Here is an 18,396-nt window from a genome sequence, read left to right on the forward strand (position 1 = left end):
ACGCTGGTGACAAACTCCCAAGCCTCTCTTAACCATCGTAATGCAAAATGAATTTTCACTATTTCTCGAGTACAAACACTTACATATTCCGTATCGTCATTATTCATATGGACTCGGCGCGGACCTTCGCTGCACTTACTGCCAGCAACAGCTTTGCGGGCTATGCTGCCCTAGGCGCGAGTATATGCTGGTCATTCCTGTCTGTCGTCGGAAGTTTTGGGTTAGTTGACGTACTTTGCAAGAAGTGTCTTCACAGGCAACGAGGCATTCAATCGAGTGGCCAATAAGAACATCCCTCCAATCTTTCGCTGAAGGTAAAGAACATCCATTGGAAGCTGGTGTGGGAAATACCCGGCCTCAGCCAAAGCCATGCCTTCTTTGTTCAAGTGGTTGGAGAGCGCTCGGTCGGAGAAATCAAATTCATCCGCAGATAGGATTGCGTCAAAAACGCTGCGGATCATTCCGAGGATGCGGTCGTCGTATGGGCCGTCGTCTGCAATAAGCTTCATTTGGATCGCAGCCCTACGAAGATCTGCATCATCCTCTAGTAACCCTGCGCGTAACAGATGCGCGTAACTATCGATTGCATATGGTTGCAGCGCACGTGACGCGCCAAAATCCAAGAGACTAATCTTCCCATTATCTGGGTTGTATCGGTAATTGGCAAAGTTTGGATCGCTTTGAATGATGCCGAAGTCAAAAATCTCGCGTAGCGTGAGATCGACCAGTGCCTCGGATACTTGATTGCGTTCCAATTTGGTCGCATCACTCACTGCTTCGATTGGGCGACCTTCCAGAAAGGACATCGTCAGAACTTCTGAATTGCTCCAATCCGGATAGAACTCTGGGACTTCGAAAGCTTCATCTGCCTGTAACAGTTCAGCAAAATAGCGCAGGTGTTGCCCCTCGCGTTCATAATCCGCTTCTTCATGTAATTGTCTGCGCGCCTCTTGGATATACGGACCCAGATCAAACCTTTTGGGGAGCAGACCCGACATCCGAACCAAAGCAGCCACGTTGGCAACATCGCTGTCGATACTGCGCGCGATACCGGGATATTGCACTTTGATCGCCACGTCGCGCCCGTCTTTCAATGTCGCACGATGTACTTGCCCAATGCTCGCTGCCGCTATGGGCCTAACGTTAAAATCTTTGAAGGATTTTCGCCAATCTGCACCCCAAGCTCGGTTCAGGACGTCGCGCAATTGTTTCGGTGGCATGAAATGCGCCTGATCTCGTAAACGCGCCATGATGTCAGCCAGTTCAGGCGGCAAGACCTCACCTGCATCCATCGAAATCAACTGACCCACCTTCATCGCGGCGCCTCGCATGCGAGCGAGTTGATCCGCGACTCGTGTCACGTTGCCGGGTGTCATCAACAATCCACGCATATCGGGTCGCGCGCCGCGACCGATCTCTCTTAGGGCGCGTGCTGCCATGTTCCCCGCAATGCCTGCCGTCATGCTGCTTAAACCGGCAACACGGACCAAACGGCTTGTAGGAACTGCCAAAGGGGTTGGTGAGGATTTAGGGTCGGTCATCAGTACTCACCAAAATTCCGTGCCCGGAGCGCCTTTTATGCGACCCTTCAAGTTTTCGGTGACCCAACCTCCATAGAAGTCCCCGGGTTGCGGGATCACCCGGTACTCACCAACAAAACAAGCGTCCATAAGTCCGGCGTAAAAGGCGAGATAGCCCTTAATCCGTTCAAATTTGATGGTTGGTGCAGCATAACTCCACGCAGCTTTCTTAGCCGCAGCTGCCCCGCTCTGAACGTCCCAGTAGCTCGCAACACCCTTCCACTCGCAGAATGATCTACCCGAGGCCTTTGTCAGAACGGCATCAATGTCTTGCGGCGGAATATAATACGTGGGGGCGTGGTGGGTTTCGAGAACCTGAAACGCCTGATCGGTTTCCACGATTGTTTGACCGCCGAGCTCGATCCGCACTCGATGAGGCACTGCCCGCAGCGCAGGTGGTCGCGGATAGTCTTGGACGTTTTCAGTTGTCCAACCTGTCATTTCGAACCTTGGTTATGAATCGGTTACTCCACGTGAACTAGCGCGCAACCAGCGCTATTCTAGCGAGAAAGCTTTCAGCGTATGGCAGGTTAACTTGCACCAAAATTGGGCTTAGTGTCAGCTTGGGACGGGCAACGTTATTTGACCGACTTTGCAGCCCGAACCGTCGAAATGAGTGTCCTAAATCTACCAGTTTGCCAATAGTTCGCCCATGCGCTCTAGGCCAAGGTCGAGGTTGGCAGCAGCACCTCCCCCCACACCCAGTCGGATGTGGTTCTGCATCCCGTAAGACGAACCCGGTAGTAGAAATGTCCGATAGGGATCGGCGAGCAAGCGTTTGGCGAACACGTCGCCATCAATCCCATCGAGCCGTGCCAAACCAATTAATCCAGCCTGAGGTTTGACCCAATCGAGGTTGGGCTGATCGGCAACAAACCTATCCAGGCGTTCCAGCGTTTTCATCCCAGCTGCCCGTGCAATTTTCAAAGCCTGATTATATTGGTCAGACCTCAAGGCGATTTCGGCAATGACTTCGCCAAGAATATTCATAATTTCGCTCGAGTTTTCCCGCAGAATAATAGCGTCCCAAATGAGATCTGAATCACGGCATATCATCCAGCCGGTGCGTAGCCCCTGGAGCCCCAGTGCCTTGGAAACGCTGCCCGTCGTGATACCCCTTGGATACAAACCAGCAATCGAAGGGGCACGGGACCCGTCCCACTCCAATCCCGCGTAAACCTCGTCAACAACCAGCCATGCACCTACGCGATCTGCGATTTGGACAAGCCTTTCCAGCTCTGCTTGTGTCATCAACTGCCCGGTGGGGTTATTGGGGTTGGTCATAAAGATGAGCCGCGTGCGCGCTGTTACTGCGGCCTCAACTTTGTCGAGCGGCAATACCCAACCAGCCCTCTCTTCGCGGTCGACAACTTTTAGCGTCGCGCCAACTGCCTCTGCCAATACGCCCGCTTGTGGCCAGCCCGGGCGTTCCGTTACGACTTCGTCGCCCGGTTGGACCAATTGCATGAATGCAAGATAATTGGCTTCCGCGGCGCCGGCGGTGATCAGAACGTCGTCTGGCTTGCAAACATCATACAAGCCAGCGCGGTCCAAAACATGCCGTCGTAAAGCAGGCAGACCCCGAAAGCTCTTTTGGTTCCAATCCAACGGCAGCGCTGGATCCAGCGCATCCATGAACTCACCCAAACGCGGCGACTCGGACAAGGAAAACCCAACGAAAGCTTCTGGATCCGCTTCCGTGGTATCCAGTAGGTATTGAAAAAGTGTGTGTATCTTGACTTTCATGCTCTACTCAAAATCTTTGTAGTCAATCAGGGAGAGAGTCTTTGCAAGCAGAGGGATTTGTCAAAGGGCGACCGATTGACCTTGTGGTTTTGGACTACGGGCTGTTCAAGGTCCATTCCACTGGCCGCATCATAGGTATCTGCGGGTTTCTGATCCGAACAGATTTGGGAGAAGCAATACTCATCGACACTGGATTTCCTGAAAAATACGCCATTGATACCGACGCCGCGGTCAAAGAAGATCGATTGTTCGAGTTTGGCGAGGTTCTGAAGTGCGAACCAGATAATCTGCCACGCGCACAGCTGGCAAAACTCGGGCTTATTCCGTCAGACATTGCATTACAGATTTGTACGCACTCCCATATCGACCATATCGGTGCATTGGGCGACTTTCCAAACAGTCCCATTCTCATCTCCTCTGCCGAGCGAGCCTTACCTCGCCCCTTGTATTGGGGCGATATGCGGCCGATGGAATGGCCCGAGCAGGATTACCTGGTTATTGATGACGACGTAGAGATTGGGCCAGGTATCTTCGTTTTGATGGCACCCGGTCATGCGCCTGGCCAGATCGCGGTAATGGTCGATCTTCCGTCGAGGGCGATTTTATTGACCAGTGATGCGATTTCCCGACCAGCAGAAATCGACGAGAAGTTTGCCGGGTCTTGGGACGAAGATGCAGCAATTGCCAGCGCAGACAGGTTGATGCGTCTGGCATCCGAGCGAGATGCCTTTGTAATCTATGGGCATTGTCCAAAGCAGTGGGCTGTTCTGAAGAAAGCACCAGAAGTCTACAGCTGATCCCACCCCTTGGACCATTTTTCCGGAAAGTGATGTCGCACCAAAGAATTATCTGACGTCGCGCCCTTGGTTCAGAATAATCACATTCCCACTGGAAACATCCCCTGCCGGTGAAATGAGAAAACCAACCCAAGAGGCGATTTGCTCAGGTAGCATCGCATGACCATGTGGCATGGCACTAACGGCTTTCTTCAAGACTTCCTCGGTCAAGACATTGAACAACGGTGTCTCAGTCATGGCAGGTGCCAGAGAATTTACACAGATTTTATCCTTTGCGTATCGACGGGCGAGGTCTTTTGTTAGAGTATCCATCGCAGCCTTTGACGCACGGTAGTGCGGAGGGTCAAAAACATCGAAATTGTAAGCTCCGTTCGATGAGATATTGACAATCTTTTTGCTTCCTTCGCGTTCCAACATCAATTGGACCGCCTGCTGGCAGCAATAGAAAGCAGAATTAAAATTGATTGCCATCTGCTTTTCGAGTTCCTCGGGCGGAATGTGCGGGAAGTCGGACATGAAGCAGGTGCCTGCATTGTTTACCAAAGCATCCAGACCGCCATGCGTTGTCTTAATGCCATCAAACGCCTGAGCGATAGCCGAATGATCAGTTAAGTCAACGCAGATTGGCGTGAAATTCGAACCTAATTCTGTCGCCAGTTCACCTAAACCCTCCTCATTGAGGTCCAGTCCAACAACGTGGAAACCGACTGCCGGCAATTGGCGGCAGATGGCTTGCCCCATCCCTCCCGCGGCGCCGGTCACAACAGCTGTTTTCATAGTAACTCCTCTGACCTCGGCCTCGTATGAGGCACAATAGAGTATAGTATGAACCTGGCATCCCTTTTACATGAAATTGGCACGGTTCAATTGGGCTTGAAATCACCGCTCGTCCGCTTTGGGCTCAGTTTGGTCATTCGCAGCTGTCTGCTAGGTAACTGCTCTGCGAAAATTTCCAACATTGGACTTTCGAAAATCGCTGATGCAGCGTGGCCTTTTAGGCGCGTCAAAGGCTGCGCGGCATTGCATCGGGTTTCCCGTTTGCAGCCTCTCAACGAGGCGGAATTGGCGCGAACTTAAGTCTGAGCACTTGGACCGTAGTGCCACAAACGCGAAAATTCATTGCTTAAGCGGACGGCGACCTCCGTGGCGGCTACTCCAAACCAAAATTTTGGCTGCGTTGCTCTAACGCGATACGAAAGTTCAAGTTCCAACTAGGGACTAAGAACAAACCTGACGGCGCTACATTTGCTGCATTCTTTCGCCGGTGTGCGTGGTTACGACCGTGTTATCGATCCGCCGTTGGCGCGTTGTCGGGTACTTGGCGACCTTAATCCAGCGCAGGACATTGCGTCGGTAAGACGGGGGCAATCGCTCCCATTTGTCCAGGTTCAATACAACGGATAAATCGTCTGGGACGATAAGAGCATCGACATCGTCAAAAGTTCCAAAGCCCTGAAGCTTTACCGGCTTGTATGGAAGCCTCTCCGGCGGGGTGCACTATGCCTTCTTGCCCAAGGCGCTCCGCCCTATCTTTGTAGCTTTTGGACCAAGCTTGCTGCTTTCGCGGGCTGATCAGTTGCGCCGTCCGGTCTTCATCGATTGTAAATCGTCTTCCATCAATCCAACCATGCGCGATCAGCGCATCCAGCACCTCGTCCCGACTGACATATTTCTGCGGATGTGCCGCCTTCCACGTGATCAGGCGGACGCTATCACGTTGGGCAAAATGCGTGCTCAGCCAGTCCCAAAGCTGATCACGGGATGTGACCTCAATATCTGTGATGCGCCACCATAGTGTTCATGCTTATGTCATCCGTCGCAAAAAAGCTTCAGCCATCTTCAAGTGGTTGCTTTTGACCTCTGGTGACATTCGCCCAGCCGTACGGCACATCATCGCCCATCGGGGATTGCCAGTCAGTCTATCGCTGTGTTTCAGAATAAAGCGCCAATAAAGCCCGTCCCAAATGTCGGACCAAGGCCCCTTTCCCCAATGGCTCATTTTGCGAACATAGTTTGAACCCGAAAAGTACGGTTTGGTGGTGATCAACCCGCCATCGGCATGCTGGCTCATCGCGTAGGCATTAGGAACCATAACCCAATCATAGCTGTCGACGAACATTTCCATGAACCAGCGATAGACATGATCCGGATCAATTTCGCACAGAAACATAAATCCACCCAAAACCATGAGGCGTTCAATATGATGACAATACCCTGTCTTGAGCACCCTTTTGATCGTGTCGTCCAGCGGATCAATACCAGTGGTTCCGTCGTAGAAAGCGCAGGGCATTGGGCGGTGATGGCCCCAATGATTTGTAGTGCGCATCGGCACACCCAGGCTCTCATAAGTCGCGCGCATAAACTCGCGCCAGCCAATGATCTGGCGGATAAAACCTTCTACCGAATTCAAGGGAATGCCCTTGCGATCCGCATGCGCCAGGGCAGCGTCCAAAACTTGTTTTGGCGCCAACAATCCTATGTTCAATGCTGGCGTGAGAACGGCGTGCCATAGCCAGTTTTCGCCCTCAACAATGGCATCTTCATAGTCGCCAAAACGTTCGAACCGCCGTTCCAGAAACTGCGCCAGCCAGTCGGACGCAGCTTTGTGTGATGTCGGATAATACAACGTATCCAGGCTGCCCAATGCTTCTGGAAAATCAGCAAGAACGCTTGCTTTTGCGGCTTCATCAACTGCGTCATGGGAAGGCCAATCGATCCAAGGCAGGCTGCCTAACAGCGCCTTGGGCACTTTCTTGCGGTTTTCCTCGTCAAAGCTCCACTGTCCCCCCGTCGGTTGACCGCTGTCCATCAAAACGTTCAAGCGTCGGCGTTGGCTTTTGTAGAACTCAGCCATGAGCCAACGTTTTCGACCGAGAGACCAATCCAGATTGTCGGCCCGCGTATTCAGAAAGCCAGGCGATGGCTTGATGTCGAGCGTGATGCCGGTATTGCTAGCCGCCGCCCGCAAACGTCTTTCCGCAATGAAGTCTACCGGATCAGCTATCATCATTTGGCTGACACCGCGATCACGTAGGTTTTGAAAAAGTCGCAGGCACGCGCCCGACTGCCGCTCAAAGGGCCAGATCGCGGCATCAATGCCCTTAGCGACCAAGCCATCGCGATAGCGCGCCATAGAGGCGCGGTGCAGCCAAAGCTTTTGTTTATGCATCGTGGCTGGGTAATGCGCATCGCCAAAGAACAGCGGGTCTTCGAAAAGCACAACAGTGTCTGGCCCGGCGGACAGACCCGGGTGTTGGGCAAACAATTGGTTGGGGAGTAGAAGGACTGCAGAGGACACGAGCTATTCTCTTTGTTGGGTGGCTAGGTTCAATTGGCCTAAGAGCGACGGGATCTTCTTTCGAAGGCTGAAGAATCCGGCCCTTGCATGAGGCCATGTCATAGCGTCGTACGGCAGCATTATCCTATTCAATGATAGGCCTGCGTCTCTCAATAAAGGCTCCGCACGATCCAGCCATGACCGAGTGGGGCCGACAGGCACATAGGCTGTTGCAATGGTCGTGACGCCGGCATTCCGTGCTGCCTCGATCAACGGACCACACCAATCCTCAGCTGATTTCGCGTGTTTTCCATGGGGTTCCAGGGCGCTGTTCATCGCGCCCTTGGCAAAATCCTTTGCGGCGTCCCCCATCGGGTTTGGAGACCGACCATGCGTCGCCAAAAGTCCAATCGCGGCAGCAGGCGATGTCCGCACTAAGCAGTCACTTGACAGATCATCCTCTGTCAACAGCAACAGATAAGGGCTGTCTGCGGGAATGAGCGGGATAGAAAGTGGAATGAGCGGGTGATCTACCGGCTCGGTCAACGGTTCTGCAAATTTGGCGAGGCCTTTTGGTTGAAACCGTCCTTGCGTGTATTTGGCAATATTATCGGGTCGCGCGAGGTAGGTTTTGCCTTTCGTGTGCAATCCGCCGACCCACCGCCAGCTCAGCGTGTTTGACGCGGGATCGCCATCCAGCAAATGCCGCAAAAAGAAGTCCGCGCCAAGATGCCAGGGTATGTGGAGCGTGAAAATCCAAATTGATGCAAACCACATGCGCGCATGGTTGTGGAGGTAACCGGTCGTCACCAGTTCCCGCGCCCAATGATCGAAACAGTCGATGCCGGTATTGCCGTTCACTGCATCGTTGAAACGGATCTCTAAGCCCTGATCGAATTTTAGTCGCTCTAAAGCGCTCAACAGATCCCGTTGATAATGTGCCCAGACGCTGGGCCTCTGTTCCAGCCAGCCCTTGAAGTAAGTGCGCCAGAACACTTCTTGAACGAACTTCTCCGCCGCGTCGGGATTATGTGACGCTAGTACAGTTGCCAGTACCTCTTGTTCCGTTATCAAACGGTGGCGCACCCAAGGTGACAAACCCGATACATTGCTGCGTTGATCGGTCCCAAAATCGTAGTTCCGCTTACCTGCGTAATGCCGACCGGCGCGTCCTACGAACTGCTTCAGCCTTTTAAGGCCATTGGTTCGTGTGGGCTTGAAACTGATCGTCTCTTTCGCTTCCCCAAGTTCTGGAAAAATCTCGGTCATGCGGCCGACCTGCATTTTTTCGAGCAGTAATTCACTTCATCCCAAACTTTTCCCCATTTCTTGCGCCAAGTGAAAGGGCGCTGACAGACCGGGCAGATTTTCTGGGGTAAATCGGCTCTCTTTCGCATCTTCACCAATGGTCCCCCAAAGGCAGGCCGAGTTGCATTTGATCTTGAGAAGCCCGCGCGACTTTGCGAGCACTCCGCCTGGTCTTTCGGCTCGCGTGTTTTGTCACGATGGCTCGCGCTTCGGAGCGAAACTCCGCGCTTCGGCGGACGCTCCAAACCCGCTCGCGCGCGGCCTTAGCCGCTGCGAGATGGTCAAAAACACGCGCTGGATAAAGCGTTCCAATGATTTGTTTCGCGCCGTGAGCTTTCCAAGGTTCATGGATATGCTGATCAGTGATGTGGGACAATTCCGGCAACCATGTCCGAATGAACAATCCTTCTGGATCCTGATCATAGCCCTGCTTAACCGGATTATAGATGCGAACAGTATTGATGCCGGTGGTGCCTGATTGCATCTGCACCTGGTTCCAGTGAATGCCCGGCTCGTAGTCAGTAAACATGCGCGCCAAATGCTCACCCGGGGCCCGCCAATCCAGCCAGAGGTGATAACTCGCCGCGGCCATCACCATCGCGCGCATCCGAAAGTTGAGCCACCCCGTTGCTTGCAACGACCGCATACATGCGTCCAAGAAAGGATAGCCCGTTTCGCCGTTGGACCATGCAGCCAAGAGTTCGGCATCTGGCGCTTTCGGTCGAAGATCGTCGTAGAGCAGATGCAGATTTTCAAACTCAATCCGAGGTTCATCCTCAAGTTTTTGAATAAAATGGCAATGCCAATGCAATCGGCCCGAGAAAGAGCGAAGCGATTTGCGCCAGTCCTTTGCTTGCGGCGGCAATCTTCGTCTCTGCTTTTCAGTCGCTTGCGACACCTCGCGCATCGAAAGCGCACCCCAAGCCAGGTGGGGCGATAGCCGCGAACACGCAACAACCCCCTGCAAGGGGCTGGACATTTCGCGTTGGTATCTTTTGCCACGGCGGGTCAGAAAGCTGTTCAGACGTTCCAAACCCGCAGCTCGTCCACCTGCTGACGACCAACGCATAGATCATCCCGCAAGCCGAGGTCGTGCCCCGTGGGAATGTATCCTGGTTCTACGCCGATATGCTCTAGCGCAACTGGTGAAGAAACGGGCAGAGCCATAAACCTATCCCAACTTTCCGCCCAGCCGTCGCGAGACTTGAGCCTCCGAAAAACGCCATGGTTTTGTACTTCGCGCCACCGCACGCCATGCTCCCTGCACCACGCAGCGACCTGACGGTCCCGCTGATACGTCCAATTATTTCCAGTTTCCTCATGTGACCAGAGCTCGTCGATAAGACCACGATCTTTTAACTGGGAAAGGACCTCCACAATTTGCCCGATGCGCACAATGAGCGGCTGGCCCAGTTTCCCAAGGTCTTTTCGTAACCCAGCGATTGTCTCAGCAACAAAGTTCCACTGCCGTGTTGACGCGTCGGGTTGCTGCCAAAGCTCAGTTTCAACCACATAGAGTGGCAGAACTGGCCCGACCTCAGACGCTTGCGCTAGTGCCGGATGATCCGTTACCCGCAAATCTCGTTTGAACCAAACGACCTGCACGACACCTCCATTGTTCAAGTAGTGTACGAATGGCCACTAAAAATGGATCTTTGTTAAAGTCGTCTCCGCAATTCGCTGCTGACGTGGCTTTTGCACAAAAGCCATTGGCCTTCGGTACTTGAATGTTGGAAGTTTCTGCGAGCGAGACTGACACCTGCGAGGAGGGGTCATAGGAGTGCTGTGTGCGCCCGAACTCGACCTTTTTCTAAGAGGACCATTCAGCAAAAAAAATTGCCTCCCGGCGACGCCACTCACTTTCGTCTCCAGGAGGCTAACCAGACAGATCTGGCTACTACGTGAGCAAAATTGACAATACAAACTTGCTACACACGCCGATACTTGAATCTAAAAAAACAACAATTCAACATTTTTTACGCGCGATAAAGTAATTTTTCCCGCGTGTTACATGTTTGCTTGTGTATCAGATCTTGCCGTCACGCCTCTGAAGACAGGGTCCCATTGTGCGAGTAGTTGGTCACTAGGTGGGACAACACTGTCGTAAATGAGTAGCCAAGCCATTCTGGTTAACTACGCATGTCCAATTTCGCATTCCAAATAGTCTGGGCAGTCCCATGACCAGACTATGGCCCGGGCTGTCTGTCATCCCAGATCAAGACGGCGCGGGCATTTGGATCACTGCTGCGTTCTTGCACTGCCTGTAGCAAGCGACTGCTTGGGGCTCAAAGCGGTCATACGCTGCACTTGTCATGAATGACTGCTATGCGGACAAACCCGCCTGATGCTAATGCAGCAAACTTGGTGGCCGCACGTCCATCAAATCAAGGTCTACGTCGCGGCAGTGCGGCGCAAATTCCCGAAAGCGGACGTTCAAGTGTGCCAAATCGGCGCAATTCAAAACCGGTCGTTCCCTGCGCGGGTGTCGAGCGTCTGAGTTGCGGACAAAGCCGACCTCGGTACTTCCAATTCTTTGGGGTGCTCGGACGCCTTATTCACTCTTGGAAGGGAATGCTGGTATAGGCTCCGACTTCGTCATTTCCTGTGCGTTCGTTGAATGCTCTGATCATTTCGTTTGTAGCTTTGGCCGCTTCGCGGTCCATGCTCTCGAGATCAAATTCGGAGAACGGGAACTCTGCAGCTGAGTCAGGCGGTTGCTTGGGCATTTGCACTGGTGCCGGGAAAGACTCTTCGTTGGGCACTCCTTGGCGAGTACGAATACTATCTTTGGTTACGTTCCAGGTCATGAAGTCCGCCGCCAAGTCCAATGGCCCATCATATGTCTCTCGTATTGCTGAATAGACAGCCAGCGCAATGTCATGATCGTTTTGGAAGTGGTAACAAACCGCCAATCTTGGTTCAGTTTCAGACATGATCTTACCGAATGCTTGTGCGGAAGTGTGCCCCTGAGAGCCCACAAAAATTGCTTCGGAAGGCGCAAACCCATATTTCTCGATCATGAATTCGGGAGGGGTGAAGCACTCATGGATTGCAAGGTCCGCACCCGCCGCATGCTCTCTCCACCATCGTGTTGGAAGCGTATCAGACGAAAAAGCAAATTTTAGTCCGTTCCATTCAAGCAGAAAACTCACTGCTTGTTCACCATGTATGGCCGGCAGGGTTCTGACCTGAACACCGTTTTCGTCAAAAATGACGTTATTTACGATTTTCCAATCGAATTCGTTGACCTCAAGTTGTAACCCACGGGGATCGACCGCCGCCCCACGAGTCGCTTCTTCCCATGCCCACATTTTCTTCATGTGATCTGCCCAAGACTTTGTTCCCCACTCAGGTTTGATGCCTTCGGGTCCCCAAAGACGAACAGGCGTTAGGCGGTTGTTTACGGGGCCGGTGAAGTAAAAGGCCGGAAAATCACCAGCGTGATCTAGGTGCAGGTGGCCCAAGAAGACTTTATCCAGCTGATCCAGTGGAATCCCAAGCGCCATGATCCGTTCATAGGATCCCTCTCCCATGTCGAAGATGAACTTTTCGCCATTACCCAATTCAACTAAGAAACATGCCGCAGCTTGCTTTAGGCGCGGCTGAGGCATACCGGTTCCACAGGCAACAACTCGCATTTCGTCAGGACCAAGAGACTCGGTTCCCGGATAATAAACAGTTTGGTTAGGAAACGGCTCGGTCCTCGACCATTGGGATGGATCATTGCTCTGCGCGACCACAGTGTTTGCCGAAGCCAAAAAAACCGTAGATATGAACGCCAAAATACAGTTTTTATTTTGCGCGGAAAAAGCCATTGCAATTGCCTCCGATCAGGGTCAACTGGAATTTTAAACAGTCTGAAGCCGATTCATAATAGGATCGCAGATTTTGAATGCGTCTGGCAAGGTTTCAAGAAATTGCCGGATTTGCGGCATGGTTTTCTTTTGATTTTAGTTGCTGCTTTGGGCTCTGAGCAGTAAGTCAGCCCGGATTATGCGAAAGACAGCTTCCGAAAATCGAATGTCGGCTCACAGGGACAAGCTGGTGCAAACGCAGGATCATCTCAATTCTCGTAATGACCGCTTTCGGGACTGGGTTTGAATGCGACCTGCTGCGGCGCCGCAAGTCCGCTTCGAGCCCATTTTGCCAATGCTGCGCTCGCGACCAATGGCCGCTCACGGGTTGGCTGTGATACCCGCCGCCTCTACTGTAGCACTATGACGGGTGCCCTGATTTCTGAAGCCTTACCAATTCGCTACCGTGTCTCGGGCATGGACTGCGCCAAGGATGCAGCGCAGATCGAACGCGCGGCACAGACCGCGGGCATTGCGCCGGACGCAGTTAAGGTGTCGGCAGCCACACATATCATGACCCTCACAGTCCCTGAGGCGCGTTTGCCCGAGATTGAAGAAGCGGTCGCGACAACAGGCTACGGATTTGATCGTATCAAGGATGGCGAGGACGCTCAGCCCGGGGCGGTGCATCAAGACCCGGCATACCGTCGGGCGCTCTGGATCGTCGTGTTGCTAAATGTCGGCTACGGCGTGATTGAAATGATCGGTGGGTTTATTGCGGGGTCGCAGGCAGTCAAAGCCGATGCGCTCGACTTCATTGGCGACGGTCTCATCACGTTTCTTGGCCTGCTTGCAATTGGCTGGAGCCTTGTCTGGCGGGCGCGCTCAGCTTTGATCCAAGGCGTTTTCCTCGGCACGCTCGGATTGGGTGTGCTCGCAACAACGGTTTGGCGCGTGTTCACCCAGACCATGCCAGACCCGACCCTGATGGGGGTATTCGGTATCGTTGCTCTGGTCGTGAACATTCTCGCGGTACTGCCGCTCATGAAGTTCCGCAAAGGCGATGCTAATATGCGGGCCGTTTGGCTGTTTTCACGCAATGACGCTATCGGCAATGCTGCGGTCGTTGTGGCAGCGGTTTTTGTCGCGTGGCTCGGCAATGGTTGGCCGGATTTGCTCGTAGCCTTTGGGATTGCCGGACTGTTTCTACACTCATCTTGGTCGATCATACGTGACGCTAGGGCCGACATGGCGACTGCCGGTTAAACACACCAAAACGGACCACCAGTACGTATCGGCCAAAGGCGGCTAAGTCCGCAAGTCGGACCTTGGTACTTCAAAATTCGCCGCGCTTTGCATGAACGGCCGCTTTTATTTCTGCTCCGCAGTTGAATACCTCGGCTGGCATCGTTGCTGCACCCGCGAACGTTTTACCCGGATCACTTCCGGTATGGGCTCTGAGCAGCTATTCGCTGCAATCGGCCTGAACGACTGCTTTGCGGACGAAGCCGCCATTAGCTGCACTGCGGCGCCCGAAGGCCTTGTGAGGGTTTGCTTTCTGTTCGAAACTGGTTTGCATAGTAGTTGTACAATGTGACTGGAAGGTCCGCTTTTGGACCTGAACTGTAAGCTGAAACAGCAGCAGGAATGTTGTTCCAAGCCCAGTTTGCAGGATCAGAGCGCGACAGTGCCTGAGCGGTTGGGTGCGTATGTTGTGGAAGCGCCTGCGCATCCATCGCCTGGGGGAACGGAACTCGTAGGTCCACCCGGTCAACTATAGGAGCCACGAACTTTCTAGTCGTCTAAGTCTGTCGCTTCAGCCTTTCGGAATACTATCAACGTCACAAACAGCCCACCAATGAGCAACATGTGAGCCGCTGCGGTAACGCCGAAAACGAAGTAGCTTCCAACTATGAGCGAGAAAATCGCACTCCACATCCAAGCCAACATTTGCATCAAAAAATGTGCAGTAGACAAAGATTGGTTCTTAAGTGGGTTTTTGGTTTCATCCATTACCGAAGCCCATGCCGATTTTATGTTGAAACTACTATCCATGGTTTTTCTCCCAGATCTAACTGAAACCAAACCCACAGACCCGAAAAAATAAACTTAGTAGGCGCTCCGCCATTTGGCAAAACGATAAGGCGAAACGCCGGTCGTCCGTGGTTGGTAGTAATTAAAATACGTACACATTGCTCCACTGGACCAAAAAAACCCGCGCTGCCAGTTCTAGAGGGCACGAGGCAACACGGCTGTGTGCGGTAGTAAACAAATACGTAGGTTCCCTGGGCCAGAAAAAAACCTGCGCTACCGAGGGGGTCATCAGAAGTGGAATTTCCTAATTTTACCCGTGAAAACAAAAAGGCCCACGTTCCGTAAACAATCAATTTTTTTTGTTCCTTAAATGGAAGCAAAATCAGTTGGAACCGGTCTTTAAGTACATTTGGTCCTATCAACGTCATACCCAGCGGTGGGAGTGCTGGGCTGTATCAGGAAATGGGCACTTCTAATCAGAGATTAAATTCGGTTGAGTGATAGTCTGCCAGCGATCGCGGAGACTATCACAACAGCTTTGTATGACCCGGGATAAAAATCGCGCAGGTCCCACATCCTATTACCGACCGCGATCGCCACCACGATTGGAGACTTGGCCGTCAGCAAGACCAACGGCACTAGCGCTGCCTTCATTGCCCCAGCCGCCGGTTCCACCACCGCTTACAACGGAGGCTGTACCTCTGCCTTTACCGCCAAGGTCCCGGCCCAATGTTGCACCACCACCCGACACTGCTGCTGCCATCGACTGCGCGAGATCACTATTTCCGTTTCCAGTATTTCCCTGCCCTGGCCCAGCGAATGCAACAGGCGCAGTCAGCAGCATCGAGACAGTTGCACCGACAAAAAACTTAGTCATGTTACTCACTCCCTTTATACTTGAGTAATAATGTTACGTGAGTGCTTGGCGATCAGATCAATCCTTGTCCTTATGACCTCGCCTTGCGCGCGCATTATTGTCCAAAAGTCAAAGTCCGCTTTCTCAAAGCGGACGCTCGGCAAATTTGACTGATCGTCTGCTCTGCGGACTTTGCAGCCATTCCCTTTTGATCCGCATCAAGGACGTGGAACGGCGACCAGCTCAATATCTCTCCAACCTATCAGAGAGGAGAACATGGAAATGGTTGAGAAATCTCACACCAGCGGCTTCTGGCCTTCGCTTTATGAACCCCTTCGGCAGGTGGGGACGCGAGTATCCGAATGGTTGGCCCCTGCATCGGAGGCGTCAGGTTCGGATAACACTTACCGTATCAGCGTCGAACTGCCAGGGGTGGCTGAAGAAGACATCGACTTGAGTGTTCATGAAGGTGTTGTAACGCTGAAGGGCGAAAAGCAAACCAAGCGCGAAGAGAAAGGTGAGACATGGTTCTTCTCCGAGAGGCAGTATGGCTCTTTCAGCCGGTCTTTTCGGCTGCCGCCGGACGCGGATGCCGACAGTGTCGATGCACTCCTGAAGGATGGAGTGCTGACCATCAATATTCCTAAGGTCACACTGGCAAAGTCGGAAGATACCAAGGTGCAGATCCGCAGATCCTAGGGCCAGCCGAATGATCTCGGGGCTGGTTTTGTAGTACTTTAATGGCGATCTTTTATTCATAAGCTGAGGCTACGAAAGCCCCCTGCTCCGCCTCTAGCCAAGTTCTTCTGACAATTTCAGGCCAACGTTTTCAAAATCTTCAACCGCGTTTCTTCTATCGTACAAGAGGTCTTAATATGGTTCCAATCAATCGGACCCAAGTGCTTTTGCAACTGCCTTTCAAGCACTCTCGGAGTCGCATCAGAAGCTGATTGAGGCCGTGTTTGAACGCGTCGTTTGAGTTCTCCCGGCGCCGCGGTTAACCAGATGCCGTCGAAGCGAACACAAGCTTCCCGCGCGACCTGTTCGACTTCCTCCCTTCGGCCTGGGCGATCGTAAACGGCGTCGACCACCACCGCGCTCCCACCGCTCAAAAGTGAGCCGGCTCTCTGCGCCATTGAACCATAAACTCTATCCGAAACCTCAGGCTCATAGGCATGATCCGGTAACTTGGTGTGTGGATCGCACCCGAACATTGCTTTGCGGGTCTTGTCACTTTCTATCACTCTTGCGCCCGGTGCAGATCCGATGGCAGGAGCAATTGCAATCGACATAGTCGACTTGCCGCTACCACTAAACCCGCCGATCGCGACCAAGCGCGGCTTTGAGGCACAAAAGAGAGACATTGCCAGCTCGTAGTAACTGCGGGCTTCTTGCCGCTTGGCGTTTGCGTCTTCGATGTGTGGGTCTTCGGATTGGGTCGCAAGGACATGCGCTCGGACCGCTGCTCGAAGAGCAATAAAAAACGGCAAACAAGGGTAACCGTCTTCTTCCTCTGTAATATCTAGATAGTGATTTACGACGAGGTTCGCGAACTGTCGTAAATCCCTGTGCCAAAGGTCCATAGCTAGGAAGGCGAGATCGTAAAGAACGTCAACAGTCGCCAGTTGGTCATTGAAATCGATACAGTCGAAGAGTCTCGGGCGACCGCCGAAGAGGCAAATGTTTCGAAGATGAAGGTCGCCATGGCACAGTCTAACGCAACCACGCGCGGCGCGTTTGTCGAGGATAGGTGCCCTCTGCTTCAAGTCCGCGTGAAAAGCCCCGTCAATTAGGTCAACTTCAGCCTTGGAAAACACCGAACTTTGCTGAAACCCCGCATGATTAATTTCCAGGACGGCTTCGATATTTTCACGCCCATTGGCTTGGACTTTTTTTGCCAACTGATGAGCTTTGGCGATCGTCTTGGCCAGGACACTCATTACGTTGGAGGTCAACTCTCCCCGCACAGCCATTTTGTCCAGAATTGCATCTTGATCGAAGCGTACCATCTCAACAACTGCGTCAACAAACTCGCCCTGCCCGTCCAAATTCAACACTGAACCGCTTCGAGTAATGTGCCGTACGCCGAGATAGATTTCAGGCGAAGTGATTTTGTTAAGTTGCAACTCCTTTGCGCATGCCTCTGACCGAATTTCAGAAGTTGAGAAGTCTGCATAAGGCAAATAGACCGCCTTCTTGAGCTTGTATGCTCGATCTCCGGCGAGAAATACGATTGATATATGTGTTTCGATAACGTCGATTTTCTCATTGATGCCGTACGTGGCTGGGTCCGAAAGGAAAGCCACCACTTCGCTTTGGTCTTCAACAATCATCTTTGCCTCCGGCGACCTAGAAAAGTCTTTTTCGGCTAGGTGTTCACGGCACGTACCTAAGCGGCTTGGGAGATTGAATGCTCTCCAGGTACTCGGTCAACGCGATGAGTTTGGCAGGAACTTCTGCAACCAAGCCATTTCCCGTATCAAATTCGACCGTGGAGCCTTCGCTTAGCTCGGCGATAACGGGCATGTCCTCACGTGGGGTCGTTGTTTTTAGATAGCCATCCAAGATTGACATCACTTCTAGCATAGGCCAAACACCGCTTCTTCGGTCGGCAATCTTGGTCAAATCCGGAGGTTGTGTTTTCACGGCCGTCGCCGCAGGCCCATTTCCCTGTGCATCAACCCCATGGCATTTGGCGCAGTGTGCGATGAATAGATCTTCGCCTTGTGTCGGAACTGTTTCCGCCAAACTCTGAAACGAATAAAACACGGAGCCAACCAGGATTACTGCCGTAAGTTTTTTCATAGTCTCAAGCCCACTAAAATTGAGTCTTTTGCCCTTTAAGATTTGAAACAAGGCGGTGTCCTTATGGGTACTAACTCCGCTTTTTTCACCGACTTCGAAAACGGCTATTGGAGCGGGCAGCAAAAAGCGAAAAACAGCTTCGCTACTTAACATTCCAATCTTAGCATTCGAGTCCCGTCCGACTCCTTGATGTGGGTCA

The 18,396-nt window shown here is 52.6% G+C and carries 18 protein-coding genes; 3 read left to right on the forward strand and 15 right to left on the reverse strand.

Going from position 1 to position 18,396, the window contains the following annotated elements; genetic code table 11:
* Positions 1-221: 221 nt before the first annotated feature.
* From ACR3EQ_RS09050 to ACR3EQ_RS09060, 3 genes are all read right to left on the reverse strand, one after another.
* Positions 222-1,541, reverse strand: coding sequence for an ABC1 kinase family protein (locus ACR3EQ_RS09050; RefSeq protein WP_170612304.1), 1,320 nt, complete (start codon positions 1,539-1,541; stop codon positions 222-224).
* Positions 1,542-1,547: 6 nt separating this feature from the next.
* Entirely contained in the window at positions 1,548-2,021 is a 474-nt protein-coding gene (locus ACR3EQ_RS09055; protein WP_108862075.1) for a DUF427 domain-containing protein, read from the reverse strand.
* 186 nt (positions 2,022-2,207) lie between these two features.
* Positions 2,208-3,326, reverse strand: coding sequence for a pyridoxal phosphate-dependent aminotransferase (locus tag ACR3EQ_RS09060; protein WP_170612305.1), 1,119 nt, complete (start codon positions 3,324-3,326; stop codon positions 2,208-2,210).
* Between the two features lie 41 nt (positions 3,327-3,367).
* On the opposite strand from ACR3EQ_RS09060, the gene ACR3EQ_RS09065 reads away from it, so the two are divergent.
* A complete protein-coding gene (locus tag ACR3EQ_RS09065; protein ID WP_480490418.1) occupies positions 3,368-4,123 on the forward strand; it encodes an N-acyl homoserine lactonase family protein in 756 nt (251 codons plus the stop codon).
* Positions 4,124-4,171: 48 nt separating this feature from the next.
* On the opposite strand, the gene ACR3EQ_RS09070 is transcribed toward ACR3EQ_RS09065, so the two are convergent.
* The 8 genes from ACR3EQ_RS09070 to gntH form a co-directional block, all read right to left on the reverse strand.
* Positions 4,172-4,900, reverse strand: a complete 729-nt coding sequence (locus ACR3EQ_RS09070; protein ID WP_170612308.1) for an SDR family oxidoreductase — start codon at positions 4,898-4,900, stop codon at positions 4,172-4,174.
* A 462-nt stretch (positions 4,901-5,362) separates the two neighbouring features.
* Complete coding sequence (locus ACR3EQ_RS09075) at positions 5,363-5,542, reverse strand: YdeI/OmpD-associated family protein (protein WP_480442127.1); 180 nt, start codon at positions 5,540-5,542, stop codon at positions 5,363-5,365.
* 385 nt (positions 5,543-5,927) lie between these two features.
* Positions 5,928-7,421 (reverse strand): cryptochrome/photolyase family protein, encoded by a 1,494-nt coding sequence (locus ACR3EQ_RS09080; RefSeq protein WP_170619248.1) that lies wholly within the window; start codon positions 7,419-7,421, stop codon positions 5,928-5,930.
* 3 nt (positions 7,422-7,424) lie between these two features.
* Positions 7,425-8,669 carry an FAD-binding domain-containing protein gene (locus ACR3EQ_RS09085; RefSeq protein ID WP_170612312.1) on the reverse strand — a complete coding sequence of 415 codons (1,245 nt, stop codon included), beginning with the start codon at positions 8,667-8,669 and terminating at the stop codon, positions 7,425-7,427.
* On the reverse strand, positions 8,666-8,797 hold the full coding sequence (locus tag ACR3EQ_RS09090; RefSeq protein ID WP_480491756.1) for a DUF2256 domain-containing protein: 132 nt from the start codon (positions 8,795-8,797) through the stop codon (positions 8,666-8,668). Before ACR3EQ_RS09090 ends, ACR3EQ_RS09085 begins: the two co-directional genes overlap by 4 nt.
* Before the next feature lie 2 nt (positions 8,798-8,799).
* Entirely contained in the window at positions 8,800-9,741 is a 942-nt protein-coding gene (locus ACR3EQ_RS09095; RefSeq protein WP_480490420.1) for an FAD-binding domain-containing protein, read from the reverse strand.
* Positions 9,729-10,313, reverse strand: a complete 585-nt coding sequence (locus tag ACR3EQ_RS09100; protein WP_480490421.1) for a deoxyribodipyrimidine photo-lyase — start codon at positions 10,311-10,313, stop codon at positions 9,729-9,731. The genes ACR3EQ_RS09095 and ACR3EQ_RS09100 overlap by 13 nt, the downstream gene beginning before the upstream one ends.
* Before the next feature lie 950 nt (positions 10,314-11,263).
* The gene (gntH, locus tag ACR3EQ_RS09105; RefSeq protein ID WP_170617328.1) at positions 11,264-12,523 is read right to left on the reverse strand and encodes a guanitoxin biosynthesis MBL fold metallo-hydrolase GntH; all 1,260 of its coding nucleotides are present in this window, start codon (positions 12,521-12,523) and stop codon (positions 11,264-11,266) included.
* Positions 12,524-12,925: 402 nt separating this feature from the next.
* Between gntH and ACR3EQ_RS09110 the strand changes: the two genes are divergently transcribed.
* Entirely contained in the window at positions 12,926-13,768 is an 843-nt protein-coding gene (locus tag ACR3EQ_RS09110) for a cation efflux transmembrane domain-containing protein (protein ID WP_480490423.1), read from the forward strand.
* A 528-nt stretch (positions 13,769-14,296) separates the two neighbouring features.
* Here ACR3EQ_RS09110 and ACR3EQ_RS09115 read toward each other — a convergent pair.
* A complete protein-coding gene (locus ACR3EQ_RS09115; RefSeq protein WP_170615119.1) occupies positions 14,297-14,557 on the reverse strand; it encodes a hypothetical protein in 261 nt (86 codons plus the stop codon).
* Positions 14,558-15,116: 559 nt separating this feature from the next.
* The gene (locus ACR3EQ_RS09120) at positions 15,117-15,413 is read right to left on the reverse strand and encodes a hypothetical protein (RefSeq protein ID WP_170615118.1); all 297 of its coding nucleotides are present in this window, start codon (positions 15,411-15,413) and stop codon (positions 15,117-15,119) included.
* Between the two features lie 261 nt (positions 15,414-15,674).
* On the opposite strand from ACR3EQ_RS09120, the gene ACR3EQ_RS09125 reads away from it, so the two are divergent.
* On the forward strand, positions 15,675-16,091 hold the full coding sequence (locus tag ACR3EQ_RS09125) for an Hsp20/alpha crystallin family protein (RefSeq protein WP_170617576.1): 417 nt from the start codon (positions 15,675-15,677) through the stop codon (positions 16,089-16,091).
* Between the two features lie 116 nt (positions 16,092-16,207).
* Here ACR3EQ_RS09125 and ACR3EQ_RS09130 read toward each other — a convergent pair whose 3' ends face one another.
* Both ACR3EQ_RS09130 and ACR3EQ_RS09135 read right to left on the reverse strand, forming a co-directional pair.
* Positions 16,208-17,725 (reverse strand): bifunctional aminoglycoside phosphotransferase/ATP-binding protein, encoded by a 1,518-nt coding sequence (locus ACR3EQ_RS09130; protein WP_480490425.1) that lies wholly within the window; start codon positions 17,723-17,725, stop codon positions 16,208-16,210.
* Between the two features lie 43 nt (positions 17,726-17,768).
* Positions 17,769-18,350: a c-type cytochrome gene (locus ACR3EQ_RS09135; RefSeq protein WP_480490427.1), complete on the reverse strand. Its 582-nt coding sequence runs from the start codon at positions 18,348-18,350 to the stop codon at positions 17,769-17,771.
* Between the last annotated feature and the right edge of the window lie 46 nt (positions 18,351-18,396).

It is taken from the genome of Ruegeria sp. AN11 (assembly GCF_056536005.1).